14 protein-coding genes and 1 rRNA gene are annotated in these 12532 nt (G+C 62.1%); 7 read left to right on the forward strand and 8 right to left on the reverse strand.

Annotation, left to right across the window (positions count from 1 at the left end; all coding sequences use genetic code 11):
• Both VLU25_20130 and VLU25_20135 read right to left on the reverse strand, forming a co-directional pair.
• Positions 1 to 74 (reverse strand): 16S ribosomal RNA (locus VLU25_20130); the annotation flags it as partial.
• 281 nt (positions 75 to 355) lie between these two features.
• The gene (locus VLU25_20135) at positions 356 to 664 is read right to left on the reverse strand and encodes a hypothetical protein (protein HSR70249.1); all 309 of its coding nucleotides are present in this window, start codon (positions 662 to 664) and stop codon (positions 356 to 358) included.
• Positions 665 to 754: 90 nt separating this feature from the next.
• Between VLU25_20135 and VLU25_20140 the strand changes: the two genes are divergently transcribed.
• From VLU25_20140 to VLU25_20150, 3 genes are all read left to right on the forward strand, one after another.
• Positions 755 to 1285: a hypothetical protein gene (locus VLU25_20140; GenBank protein HSR70250.1), complete on the forward strand. Its 531-nt coding sequence runs from the start codon at positions 755 to 757 to the stop codon at positions 1283 to 1285.
• A gap of 158 nt (positions 1286 to 1443) precedes the next feature.
• Positions 1444 to 2154 carry a hypothetical protein gene (locus VLU25_20145; protein ID HSR70251.1) on the forward strand — a complete coding sequence of 237 codons (711 nt, stop codon included), beginning with the start codon at positions 1444 to 1446 and terminating at the stop codon, positions 2152 to 2154.
• Positions 2155 to 3900: a M28 family peptidase gene (locus tag VLU25_20150; GenBank protein HSR70252.1), complete on the forward strand. Its 1746-nt coding sequence runs from the start codon at positions 2155 to 2157 to the stop codon at positions 3898 to 3900.
• A 28-nt stretch (positions 3901 to 3928) separates the two neighbouring features.
• On the opposite strand, the gene VLU25_20155 is transcribed toward VLU25_20150, so the two are convergent.
• From VLU25_20155 to VLU25_20170, 4 genes are all read right to left on the reverse strand, one after another.
• A complete protein-coding gene (locus VLU25_20155; GenBank protein ID HSR70253.1) occupies positions 3929 to 4471 on the reverse strand; it encodes a hypothetical protein in 543 nt (180 codons plus the stop codon).
• Positions 4472 to 4499: 28 nt separating this feature from the next.
• Positions 4500 to 4703, reverse strand: coding sequence for a hypothetical protein (locus VLU25_20160; protein ID HSR70254.1), 204 nt, complete (start codon positions 4701 to 4703; stop codon positions 4500 to 4502).
• Between the two features lie 212 nt (positions 4704 to 4915).
• Positions 4916 to 5164: a zf-HC2 domain-containing protein gene (locus tag VLU25_20165; protein HSR70255.1), complete on the reverse strand. Its 249-nt coding sequence runs from the start codon at positions 5162 to 5164 to the stop codon at positions 4916 to 4918.
• Positions 5161 to 5772 (reverse strand): sigma-70 family RNA polymerase sigma factor, encoded by a 612-nt coding sequence (locus tag VLU25_20170; protein HSR70256.1) that lies wholly within the window; start codon positions 5770 to 5772, stop codon positions 5161 to 5163. Before VLU25_20170 ends, VLU25_20165 begins: the two co-directional genes overlap by 4 nt.
• A 47-nt stretch (positions 5773 to 5819) precedes the next feature.
• Here VLU25_20170 and VLU25_20175 point away from each other — a divergent pair, with 47 nt between their 5' ends.
• Entirely contained in the window at positions 5820 to 7301 is a 1482-nt protein-coding gene (locus VLU25_20175; GenBank protein HSR70257.1) for a M20/M25/M40 family metallo-hydrolase, read from the forward strand.
• Here the strand turns inward: VLU25_20175 and VLU25_20180 are convergent.
• A complete protein-coding gene (locus tag VLU25_20180; GenBank protein ID HSR70258.1) occupies positions 7253 to 9460 on the reverse strand; it encodes a hypothetical protein in 2208 nt (735 codons plus the stop codon). The genes VLU25_20175 and VLU25_20180 overlap by 49 nt on opposite strands.
• 97 nt (positions 9461 to 9557) lie before the next feature.
• On the opposite strand from VLU25_20180, the gene VLU25_20185 reads away from it, so the two are divergent.
• Entirely contained in the window at positions 9558 to 10424 is an 867-nt protein-coding gene (locus VLU25_20185) for a carbon-nitrogen hydrolase (GenBank protein HSR70259.1), read from the forward strand.
• Entirely contained in the window at positions 10421 to 11470 is a 1050-nt protein-coding gene (locus VLU25_20190; GenBank protein ID HSR70260.1) for an agmatine deiminase family protein, read from the forward strand. The genes VLU25_20185 and VLU25_20190 overlap by 4 nt, the downstream gene beginning before the upstream one ends.
• Before the next feature lie 22 nt (positions 11471 to 11492).
• On the opposite strand, the gene VLU25_20195 is transcribed toward VLU25_20190, so the two are convergent.
• Positions 11493 to 12044 (reverse strand): hypothetical protein, encoded by a 552-nt coding sequence (locus VLU25_20195; protein ID HSR70261.1) that lies wholly within the window; start codon positions 12042 to 12044, stop codon positions 11493 to 11495.
• A gap of 58 nt (positions 12045 to 12102) precedes the next feature.
• Here VLU25_20195 and VLU25_20200 point away from each other — a divergent pair, with 58 nt between their 5' ends.
• Positions 12103 to 12402 carry a hypothetical protein gene (locus VLU25_20200; GenBank protein ID HSR70262.1) on the forward strand — a complete coding sequence of 100 codons (300 nt, stop codon included), beginning with the start codon at positions 12103 to 12105 and terminating at the stop codon, positions 12400 to 12402.
• The last annotated feature ends 130 nt before the right edge of the window (positions 12403 to 12532 follow it).

The following is a 12532-nucleotide window of genomic DNA, read 5'->3' on the forward strand; positions in this document are numbered from 1 at the left end:
CTTTCGCGCTCGACTTGCATGTGTTAGGCACGCCGCCAGCGTTGATTCTGAGCCAGGATCAAACTCTCAGTTGAATCTAAAAAACCCAACACCCGATTCCTGCTCAACGCTTTACTGCTTACCGTCCAGTTGTCAAAGAACGAAGCGGCTTGAGAGGCGACGGCAAAGCCGCCCCTCCCAACCGCAGACTCCGTAGCTTACGGATTTCCGAACCCAAGTTCAAGCCAGAAGAGAGATTTTTTAAGCTTTTTTCCCAAGGACTGCGGTAAAGGCCTGAAAAAGCGCCGTTTAAAAGAAAGAAAAAAAGTATCAAGGGCCTCTCGGCGCCTTCACCGGTCCGGCAGCGGCGGCCTTTTCAGTAGACCTGCTCGCCGTAGAAACCCATCACTTCGCCGCATTTCTTGCATTTAACGGTCTGGGGGATCTCGCAGAAGCGAGGAATGGCCCGCCACATCTCTTCGTGGTCGGGACGCACCTCTTCGCCCTCCCCGCACAAGATCTCGGGATTGCGGCGCAGGTGCTTGACCTTGTACTTGTAGAGAGCGGCGTGTCCGCAGCGATAGCAGACGGCCTTCCGGAAGGCCACCGCCATTTCCACCTGGCTGAAGCGGTTCTTGGAGAGCAGATCCCCGGTTTCCGCCTGATAAAGCCGTTCGTCAAACATGGCCGCTTTCCCCCCAACCGTCTTATTTCTGTATAACATAGCGAGGCGGCGGCGTGCCTAGACACGGGTCCCCGGCCGCTTTAGGACGATATGCCCAAATACCTGCAAGCCATTCAATTCAAGTCACTGGACGAGGCCGCCCAAGTCCTGAAGGAAGCCGGGCAGGCCGACCTGGCCCGGAGCCTCTTCGACGACGGGGGCCAAGAACCTCGAGGACTGCTTTCCGTCATCCCCTCGGACCTGGTGGAGGAGGAGGTCTTCTACCGACTCTTCGACCAGAAAAAGGGCACCTTGGTGCAAGTGGAGCGGATCTCCTACAGCGGATTCGGCCCTCCCGCCGAAGCGGCCGACTACATGGGATTCGTCGGCACCGGGAGGGCCTACGTCCTCAAGGGGCGGCACTTGCCGGTGGAGATCGAGGACTGCCCCTGGGGGGCCGCCGATATCCACCATCTGGAGGCCCTGGTGCTGGACGGACAGCATCCCCTGGATCGGGCCGATCTGGCCCGGCGCATGGAGATCGACCCCGACTGGCAGTTCGAAGATCTCTTCCAGTTGATCCTGACGGGCCAGCGGACGGCGCAAGAGATCGACCGCCTCATTCATATGGGAGTCCACTGAACGCCTGCCCCCCGGGTCGGCGCCCCCCTGAAACCCCTAAACGATTGAAAGCGCTTCAAAAAAGTCTCCGGCTCCAATTGACAGGCAGGCTATAATAAGAGGCGACGATTCCTCGGCAGACAGCCTCTCTGGGCCGGCCGATGAGAGGAGGCGGCGCCTTGCTCGTACCAACACGCCAACTCATGCTGGCTTTAATCGCCTGTCTGCTATGGCTGCCTGAGCTGGCGGCTCAGTCGCGCTTTTCCACCGACCAGCAGATCTTTTTCGCCCGCCGCCAGGCTTTGATGGATTTCGAGGACATCGACCTCGGTCCGCTCATCCAAGCCGGCCGGCAGCGCAATCCGCAACTGGACGAGCAGGAACTGGAACAGGTCATCCGCAGCAACATCCATTTCGTCTTCTACAACCAACTCGACCGCAGCCGCTTCGTGGTCACGCCTCCGCCCCGGCAAGTGGTGGAAAAGGTCCAGACGGCGCTGGCGACGGGGCGCAAACTGCGTAAACTGGTAGAGGATTTGCGCCGTCTCAACCAAAGGGGCCATTCCTCCAGGGTGCAGGCGGCACAGTCCATCCGCTCCATGGAGCAGGAGTCGCGGCGGCTGCGCAATATTTTCCGGCGATACTTTCGCGAGTATGGCAACGTCGAAATCCTGCTAGAATATGAACGGTCGCCCTCCGTGGAAGGCGACTTCGATCATTTTCTGCGACAGGCTGACCCGCTTGTGGAACGCTTGGAGAACCGCCTGGCGGACTATTTCTTGAAGGCCCCTTCAGTCGTCACCGCCTCGGAATTCAACAGCCACTCGGTGGCAATGCTCAGCGATGCCTTGATGCGACTCAGCCGTATGGCCTTAAGGAGGCCCGACTAAGTGAGGACGATCCGGCGCATTTCCATTCTCCTGCTGCTGACCTTGACGCCGGTCATGGCTCAGGAGGACTTCATGCGCCATCTGCGCTACCTGGCCTCTGACGAGCTGAGGGGCCGCGGCAACTACGATCCCCAGACCGAACTGGCCGCCGAGTACATCGCCGATGCATTCCGCAGCTTGAACCTGGAACCTGCGGGAAGCGAGGGCAGCTACTTTCAGAGCTTTCAGCTTCCGGTGCAGGTCAGTGTGGGACCGGATAGTTCGGTCCGCTTTCTCTATGGCGGCATCTACCCGACCTTACAGAGGGAGTTTGAACTGATCGGATACGGCTGGCCCTCGCGCACCGTCAGCGCCCCCCTGGTGTTCGCCGGCTACGGCATCAGCGCGGCCGACTACGACGACTATCAGGGCCTGGACGTGGAGGGCAAGATCGCCTTGATTCTGGAAGGCGAACCGCCCTTGGCCGGGGGGCCATCGACGCCTTATTCCACTTTGCGCTACAAGATCGCCAACGCCCGCGACCATGGGGCGGCGGGAATCCTCTTCGCCCAGGGCCCCCGCCTGCTGCGGTCAGACCGCCAGCGGCTGGAGAGCGGCAAGGAAATCCACAGCCTGGGCATTCCGGCCTTCCGGGCCTCTTCAGCCTGGTCCTGGAGCTTTCGCGGCTTTTTAGGCAGCCGCGAGGAGGCCATCAACCGCAGCCTTACCCCGCGTTCCTCCCCCATCGAGGGGCTGCGCGCCCAATTGCGCGTGGAGGTCAACGAGAATACGCGGGAGGCCCGCAACGTGTTGGGATTCATCCAGGGACGCAGCGACGAGGTGATCGTGTTGGGCGCCCATTACGACCACGTGGGACTGGGAGGCCCCGAAACCCACCCTGAATTGCTGGGACAAATCCACAACGGCGCCGACGACAACGCCTCCGGGACTTCGGCGTTGCTGAGCCTGGCCCGCGAGCTGGCATTGGGCCCCACTCCCAGCCGCAGCATCCTGCTCATCGCCTTTGCGGGAGAAGAGCTGGGGCTGCTCGGTTCGCGCCATTTCATGCGTCAGCCCACCATCGATCCGGCACGCATGATCTGCATGATCAATCTGGACATGGTGGGACGCAGCCAAGGAGAGATCCTGGTGCTCGGGGCCGGAACGGCCGAAGAATTCGAGCCTTTGTTAAGGTCCGCCCAACGCCGCACGCCCTTGCGCATCAGAACGTTCAATTCCCCCAGCGGACGCTCCGACCACCAGCCCTTTGCCGAAGCGGGCATACCGGTCCTCTTCTTCACCACCGGCCTGCACCACGCTCAATACCACCATCCCGACGACGACTGGCCGCTCATCGAGGTGAGCCGGAGCATCGAGGTCATCAACCTGGTTCAGTCGGTAATGCTCTCGCTGGACCGAATGCCTCAACGCCCTCAGCCCATCGACCTGCTGCCTCAACCCGATACTCTGGGCTTGCTGGGACAGTCCAACGGGGTCCTTTTGGGAATCCGCAGCGATGCCAACTGGCCCTACCCGGGGCTGCGTCTGAGAGCCGTAGACGAGGACACTCCGGCATTCGAGGCAGGCTTGATCGAGGGCGACATTCTGATCGGATTCGACGGACGCCGCATAGACGACATGTACGACTTCACTCTGGCCCTGGAAGGACGCTCGGCCGGAGAGGACGTTGACGTCATGGTGCTGCGCCAAGACCGCCTGCTCATCTTGCCCGTCCGGCTGGGCCAACGGGAAGCCGACGTACGCTGAATCCCGGTCCTCCCCTTCCTCCCTCAGCTCAAATGAAGTCCTCTTCCTCGGCTACGAATTCGGGGGACACCGAGCGTCCCCGGGAGAAGAACGCCCGCACCGTAGCGCTGGCGCTTTGCAGGACTTGGGAGAATCTCCGGGCAGGATGGAGGATGACCTGATGAACCTGGAAGGAGTAGCGGGAAAACGACTGGAAGCCGTCGTCGATCTGGCGATCGACCTGACGCATGCCCCGGCGCAGCTTTTCCACCGTCTCATGGAGGCGCTCGTCGCTCTCGCGGGCCGTCTCCAGGGTCTTGTCGGATGCTTTGCGGATCGTCTCCTGCAAGGGGGGGAGCTTGCGGCTGAGCGGCAGTATGCGGTCCACCGTCTTGGAGAGTGCCGAGGCGGCCTGATCGAGAGGCCGCATCCACTTGCTGAAGTTCCTCTCCAGCAGGCTGAGCCGGCGCGACACCTTGAGCAATACGAAGGTCAACGCCAGCGACTGCACAAAAAACACGACCAGGATGATAAGAAAAGCGATCTCTAGAGAAGCTCCGTCCATGCAGGCATCATAGCTGACGCCGCTCACAACTCACAACCCTCGCCTCGGCTTGTTGTTAGGATTCGGCCGATTCGGCCGTCCGCTGCTTGATTCGGGAAAGCAGGGATTGCAGCCGCGGGGCGGAGGGAGGTTCCGACTTGATGCGGTCCCGCCGCCCGATGACCGACTTGGCCACAAGATGGAAAACCAGATAGAGGGAGAGAAAAATATAGAAGCCGGTGATCCCGAGGAGAATCGCCATCACAGCCCAAATGCTCATCGCTTGATGCCCTTTCCATCAGATCCCGCCGGCTTGCCTCACACCCCATATAGATACCGGAGAGGTCCAAAAGTGGCCCCTAATTTCGAAGAAATTCGCATTTAGGCTTGATAAAGAAGCGGTGAAGAATTTGTTATCCGCCCTCAGAGGCGGCCAATCCGAGCGGCGGGAGGAGCTGACGAGAGCAGACGAGAGGGTCTGGAGCGTCCTGGTCAGGACTTGCGGATGGCCGCCAGAATGGCTTCGGTCAGGTGAGGGTCGAGGGGTATTTCTTCCTCTTCGCAGCAGGCCTCCTTGCCCATGCGAATCGCTTCCCGGTAGGTCTCCAGATAGTCTCGGCAGGGGGGGCACTTCTCAAGGTGGCTGGTGAAGGCGCCGGCTTGCTCTTCCGACATTTCCCCTTCTACGTAGTCGATGAGAAAATCGATGGCTTCTCGACAGGTCAGTCCTTGCTCCTTCATAGGGCCTCCTTGCGCAGCGCGGGATCGATTTGCTCGCGCAGGGCCTGGCGGGCCCGGTGCAAGCGAATCTTGACGGCATTCTCGGTGATCTCCAAGGCTTGAGCCGTTTCCGCCGTCGACATCTCTTCGATGTCGCGCATCAACAAAACGGTACGGTAGTTGTCGGGAAGGCGGTCGATGGCGTCCCGCACCAGTTGGCGGACCTCCTTGCGCTGCAGCAGTTTTTCTCCGCTGTCGGACCAGGGGCGGGCGGGATTGGCTTGATGCCCGTCCTCCAGGAAACCGGGAAGCATGTCTTCGATGGAATCTTCCCGCTTGCGCTTGCGGGAACGGATGCGCATCAATGCCGTATTGACGACGATGCGGTGAAGCCAGGTGCTCAGCTTGGCCTTTTGCTTGAACGTGCCGATCTTGCGGTAAACTTGGATGAAGGCTTCTTGGACGACGTCACGGGCCTGGTCGTCGTCGCGCATGAAGCGGCGCGCCACTGAGAGCATGCGGGGCCCCTGCTGCTCGACGAGTTGCCTGAAAGCTGTCTCGTCGCCTATCTTCAGAGCAGCGACCAGATCGCTGTCCTCGGCCTCCGACCTGTATCGAGGAGTTGCCATGTAGGGATCATACCCTAGCCCGTCGATTTCGAGAAAGGCTCTAAGCCATGCCCAAGCGATACCTGTCCGTCTTCTTCGCCTCGCTTCTTTTCCTTCGTCTGGCGGCCGCCCAGGACCTGCCCGAGCACCGACTGTCGCGGGAGTCCATCGAGCAGGACTTGCGCTTCCTGGCCTCAGACGAGTTGATGGGACGCTTTGTGACCGCCGAGGGCGGACGCCTGGCCGCCGACTATATCGAGACGCGTCTCAAGGAGGCGGGAGCCCGCGCCCTGCCCTCCCTGCAGGGCTACCGTCAGAAGGTCCCCTTGAGCGAGATTCCGCAGGCCCCCTCCGAGGGGTCGCTGCGGCTGCTGGAGACGGAATTCCGAGCCCCCGAGAGTCTGCTGCAGCTGCTCAGTCCGGCCTTGCAGGGGAGCTTCCCGACGGCAGTGGCCGAGCGGTTGGACGACCTGCCCGAGAAGCTCGAGGGCAAGCTGGTCGTGCTGCCTTTCGGCGACCCTGACCGTCCTGACTCGGCCTTTGCCGGGGTACGGGCGGGAGCGGACAAGGCGGAAGAAGTCGGCAGCCGGGGAGCCGTGGCGCTGGTAGAAGTCTTCATCGGCCCCGGCTTCGACGGTTTCGCAGCCTTTCTGGGACGATCGCGGGTGCTGCCCCGCGAAGAGGAGACGACCCCTCCCATCGTCCACTTGATGGCGTCTGCAACAGAGGAGTTGTGGACCCGCCTCAGGGAGGCCCAGGATCTGGAAGCCGTTCTCGACATCCCCTCCAGGCTGAGCCAATCGGTCTGGGCCGACAACGTCGTAGCCTGGGTGGAAGGATCCGATCCGGAACTGCGCGATCAGTATGTGGCCTTGGGCGCCCATTACGATCACGTGGGAGCCGACCGCAACCTGCCGGGAGCCAGCGAGGAAGACTTCATCTACAATGGCGCCCGCGACAACGGCATGGGCGTAACGGCCCTGCTGGCGGCCGCCCGGGCCCTGGCCGAGAAGCCCCCCCGCCGCTCAGTGCTGCTGATCGCCTTCACGGCCGAAGAGGTGGGCTTGCTGGGAAGCTCCTATCTGGCCGAGCATCCTCCCGTGGAACTGAGCAAGCTGGTCTTTCTGCTCAATTCGGACACCGGCGGATACACCGACACCGACGTGGTCACGGTAGTAGGCCTGGAGCGGGTCACGGCGCGTCCACTTATCGAGAAAGCCTGCCGCGAGTTCGGCATGGAGGCCATTCCCAATCCCGCTCCCGAGCAGCGCCTGTTCAACCGCTCCGACAACATCCCCTTCGCCCGCAAGGGGGTGCCGGCTCCCACGTTCAGTCCGGGATTCCGGGCCTGGACGGCGGAGCTGGTCAAGCACTACCACCGGCCCTCGGACGAGGTGACCGAGGACTTCGACTTCGACTACCTGTTGCGCTTTTCCCAGGCTTTTGCCCATGCCATCCGCCTGATCGGCGACGAGCCTTCCCAGACGGGGTGGGAAGAAGGTCAGTCCTTCGCCGAAGCCTGGCGGGAACTGTATGGCAACAAGCCGTAGGCGGCGGATGGTTGACCCGATTCGCCAGCCAGACGGGACAGGCGCAGGCGCCGTTCCCGCAGATCCTCTTCCAGCCGCCGCTCGCGCTCGATGCCGGATTCCAGTTCACTGTCTTTGGCGCGCAGGTCCTGCAAGCGCTCGTCGATCTGACGCAGAGTCCCGTCCTGGCGGCGGACCTCCTGGCGGCAGGAAGACAATTGTTGGGACAGGGAGAATCCCCAGCGGCGGCTGATCTTGCCGATGAGAATCCCGCGGGCCACGCCTTGCAGATAGTCGGAGGAAAAGCAGCGTCCCAAGCCCCAGGGCTCGTCCCAGGCTTGGCGCAGAAAGGTCTTGCGCTCGTCGTAGAGCAGGCGTTCTTCGTCGAGGTCGATGATGGGGCGTTCGCCGTCCTCTCCCCAAACCCCCTCGGGCGTGAGACGGAAGCCGCTCTTCCAGGCGTCCCACTTGAAGGTGAAGCGGGGCTCGAAGTGGAGCAGGGCCAGACCGTGGCGTAAGGCGGGGTTGACGCCGTGGGCCTGAAGGCGTTCGGGATCGATCCCTTGCAAGCACTGACGCAGTTGGTCGTCCTCGATCTGCCGGGCCGCCTGGCGGACGATGGCCTGAAAACAGTCTCTTACGGCCTGCTGGGTGAAGGAGCGCAGCGAGGTGGACTCATCCTCCAGCTTCGATTCCCAAAAGGCCTCGGCCAGCAGACGCAGGGTGCGGGGACCATACTTGCCCTTGCGCCATCGGCGGTAGATCTGGTCCATGATCTGACGGGCCCGCTGGCCCGACATCCGTTCGATCTGGTCTGCGATCTCCTGGGGCAGAGGATGCGGCTCGGCCAGCGAGGCGAACTCGGCCACCACGGAGTCGGAACTGTCTTCAGGCAACTCCCGCCGTTCTGAAAATGCGCGCGTGATCTCCAACCGCTCTTCCAGCAGCCCCTCCAGGTCGAGCAATTCCTGCAAGCGCTCTTTTTCCCGCTCATGCTCCCCGGCGACTTCTTCGATTTCCCGCTCCAGCTTTTGGCGCCGCCGCGACAGCACTTCGGCCTGGGCCCGGCGCCGCTCCTGCAGGCGTCCCAGGTGAGTGTCGGCCTGCTCCAGACTGTCCTCGATGGCTTCGCTCAAGTCCTGGATCTTAAGGGCCGCCAGGTCCTCCCCGAAGATGTAGTGGCGGATCAGTTCCACCACCTCGCCCGAGGGAGTTCGGGCAAAGGCCTGGGCATCTCCTTGAGCGGAGAAAAGCGCCGTGGCGGCGTCCAGCAGATCCGCGAAATGAAGGCTGATTCTCCGCTCGGAGCGGATGTCGTCAAGCAGGTCGCCGTCGGCGATGTGCTGGAGGAAATAGTCGCGGATCTTCTCGTGTTCCTCGACCTGGTTGAAGTCGACGATCTCGGTTCCCTTCTGCACCTTGCTGTGGGTGGAGGCGTTGACCAGGATGAAGACCCGCATCTTGGTCCGTCGGGCGAAGCTCCTCAGGTAGTCGGCCACCGCCTCGAAGAAAAGCTGCTCGGGACGGATCACGAAGATGACCACGTCGGTTTCCAGATACATGTCTCGGGTGCGGTCCAGAACCTCGGGATTGGCGGCTTCCGAAGCCAGGTCCTCGCTGGGAAAGAAGGTGGCGTCCACGCGGCGGTTGAAGAAAAGCCCCGGCGAATCGATGAGCACCAGTTCAACGCCGGCTTCCCCCTTGGGCAGATCGACCTTCTGCACCACCCGCTCGTATTCGATGGGAGCGTCCTTGCCGGCCCGGATGTAGTCGTCGAGCAGTCCGTCGAGGAACTCGATGCCCTGCTGGTGGGAGGTCTCTCGGCCCAGCGAGCCGTCCTGGCGGTAGAACATGCTGCGGGCGTCCTCCAGCGGCGTCCCTTGCTGGTCCCGCTCCAGGTCGCGCACCTCGACGAAGCAGGGATAGGCCGGCAACTGGCTGATTTGGCTGACGTGGGGATTGCGGGCCAGCGCGTTGAGCAAGGTCGACTTTCCGGCCTTGAGCGGACCCGTCACCATGGTGCGCACCTCGGGACGGGCCGTGCGCCGGTAGAGGCTGCCGAAGCGTTCCCTCAACTCGGGCGTGAAGACTTCCTCCAGCTCGCATCCGGCCAGTACGTCGCGCGCCTCCAGCAACACCTGCCGGGCCTCTTCACAGTAGCGGACCAAGGGATGAGCCATCTTGAGCGGAATTGTACGCCAGGACTGGGACATCGTCGACGGAGGATGAACTCACCGCCTCTTCTCGTCTACAATCGGGCCTTTGGAAAGGCCGCTTATGAGCCACTTGAAGATCGCTTTAGTCCAAATGAGCTGCGGCGAGGACCTGGAGGCCAACTTCGACAAGGCCATCGGGTTGGTACGCCAGGCCGCCCGCCAGGAGGCGCAGGTCGTCTGCCTGCAAGAACTCTTCCGCTCCCAATACTTCTGCCGCCGGGAAGAGGTCGAGCGCTTCGACCTTTCCGAGCCGGTCCCAGGACCCTCGAGCCGGCGCCTCGCTGATCTCTGCCGGGAACTGGGCATCTACCTGGTGGCGCCCCTCTTCGAAAAGCGCGCCGCCGGCATCTACCACAACTCTTCCCTGCTCATCGATCCCGCCGGACGCATCGTCGATCACTACCGCAAGATGCATATCCCTGACGACCCTGGCTTCTACGAGAAGTTCTATTTCACGCCGGGCGATTTGGGTTTCTGCGCCGCCGACACGCCGGTGGGAAATCTGGGCATGCTCATCTGCTGGGACCAGTGGTTTCCCGAAGCCGCCCGCCTGACGGCGCTGAAAGGAGCACAGGTCCTCTTCTATCCCACCGCCATCGGCTGGGCGGAAGGCGAAAAAGACGAGGTCAAGAAGGCCCAACACCAGGCCTGGGAAACCGTCCAGCGGGGACACGCCGTGGCCAACGGCGTCTTTGTGGCCGCCGCCAACCGGGTGGGACGGGAAGGACACCTTACGTTTTGGGGACAGTCGTTCGTCTGCGATCCTTTCGGACAGATCATCGCCCGCGCCTCCGGCGACCAGGACGAGGTGCTGGTGGCAGACTGCGACCTGTCGAGGGTGGAGGAAGTGCGCCGCCACTGGCCTTTTCTGCGCGACCGCCGCATCGACGCCTACCAGGGAATCGAACGCCGGGTGATCGACAAGTGAGCGGCCGCGAGACCCCTCCATCCCGTCTGGGCTACGCCATGCCCGCGGAATGGAGCCGCCACAAAGCCACCTGGCTCTCTTATCCCAGCAACCCGGTCACCTTCGCCCGACTGGAGCCAGTGCGCGAGTCCTATCATCAGATGATGGCGGCTCTGCTGCCCCATGAAGAGGTGCACCTGCTCATCGACGAGTCCTCGGTCGAGCAGAAGGTGCGCTCGCGCCTGCCGCGGGAGGTTCCCCAAGAGAACCTGATCTGCCGCCTGCTGCCCACCGCCGACGTCTGGATCCGCGATTACGGCCCCAATTTCCTGGTGCGCCGCCAACAGGCGCCCCGGCTGGCCTACAACGACTGGATCTTCAACGCCTGGGGCAACAAGTATGACGACCTGTTGCCCGACAACTCCGTTCCCCGACGCCTGCAAACGTCTCTGCGCGTGCCCTGCTTCACCCCCGGCATCGTCATGGAAGGCGGATCCATCGAAGTGGACGGCGCGGGAACCTGCCTGACCACCGAACAGTGCCTGCTCAACCCCAACCGCAACCCGCACCTGCAGCGCCGGGAAATCGAGCAATGCCTGAAGGACTTCCTGGGCCTGAGCCGGATTCTGTGGCTGGGAGAAGGCATCGCGGGCGACGACACCGACGGGCATATCGACGACATCGCCCGTTTCGCCTCCCCCGACACCATCGTGTGCGCGCTGGAGGAAGATCCGCGGGACGAAAACTATGCCCCGCTGCGCGACAATCTGAAGCGGCTGCGCAGCTTCCGCCGACCTGACGGACAACCCTACACCATCGTCACCCTGCCCATGCCGCAGGCCTTGCGCGAAGAAGAGGGAACGCGCCTGCCGGCCAGCTACGCCAATTTCTACATCGCCAACCGGGTGGTCCTCATGCCCAGCTTCGGCGATCCCCGCGACAGGCAAGCCAAAAAGGTGCTCGAGGACCTGTTTCCAGACCGCCGGGTAGTCGACATCGACTGCCGTCAGTTGGTGCGCGGGCTGGGGACGCTGCACTGCGTGACCCAGCAGCAGCCGTTGGCGTAAGTGCGAGGTTCGAGGTTCGAAGTTAACGACGACGAGGAATCACGCGGCGGACGCCCATTAACTCGATTTCCAGCACCTCGAAGTCCTGGCTGATGTCGGGGCTGTTGAAGTTGAGCGAGTTGATCTTCTGCACCAGGGTTTCAAAGCCCAGCGGATCGACGGGCTTCAAATGGTAACGGAACTGTCCCAGGTCGAAGTGGACCTGCGCCGGCTGCTGATGGGCCGAGAAATCGCCCAGCAGGTCGATTCCGATGAAACTGTTCCCCAAAACCCTGAAAAAGGGAGTGCGGTAGGGCTCGGTTCCGGTGTCCATGGAGAACTCTTTGACGCGGGCCCGCCCCTTCTCCTCGTCGAGGATGTGGATCTGGGGAGGACGCAGCGGCCATTCCCCCTCGGCGAAGGTGATGATGTTGACGACGGGAATCCCGTCCACCATCTCGAAAGTAAAGATGAACTCGTAGTCGATATAGACGAAGTGCTGAGAAGGCTGGGGCTCGGGAAGGCCGCTGTCTTGAGCGACCGCGGGCGATATCGTCAGAAGGGCCAGCAGGGCCCAGGCTGCAAGAGGGTTCATGGCTTTCTATCTTAGCATCAGGGCCGCAATGGTAGGATAAACGGCAGGAGGTGCATCGATGTCTTCAGGACGCCCCAAGTCGGCGCTGGAACTGGCCCTGGAAAAGCTGGACGCGCAGGAAGAATTCAAGGTCAAGAAGCTGACCGACGATCAGCGCAATGAGATCGCCGAGGTGCGCAACCGCTACCGCTCCAAGATCGCCGAGACCGAGATCGCCTTCCAGGGCAAGCTGCGACAAGCCGCCGCCTCTGGAAAGCGCGATCAGGTGGAGGAATTGAAGTCGCAGATGGCGCAGGAAAAGCAGCGCCTGCAATCGCAGATGGAAGCCGAAGTCGAAAAAGTGCGCAACCGCGGGTAGTCTGCGCGACCTCCTCCAGTGCCCCCCCCCAAAAAAAAATTGATTGCCCACAAGTTATTCCCTCTGCTAATATAGGCTCATCTCATGTAGGCATTTTGCCTGCATTCAGAGTGCCACATAGTTCCGGGAG

Source organism: Acidobacteriota bacterium (genome assembly GCA_035471785.1).
Lineage (GTDB): Bacteria > Acidobacteriota > UBA6911 > RPQK01 > DATIPO01 > JANQFM01.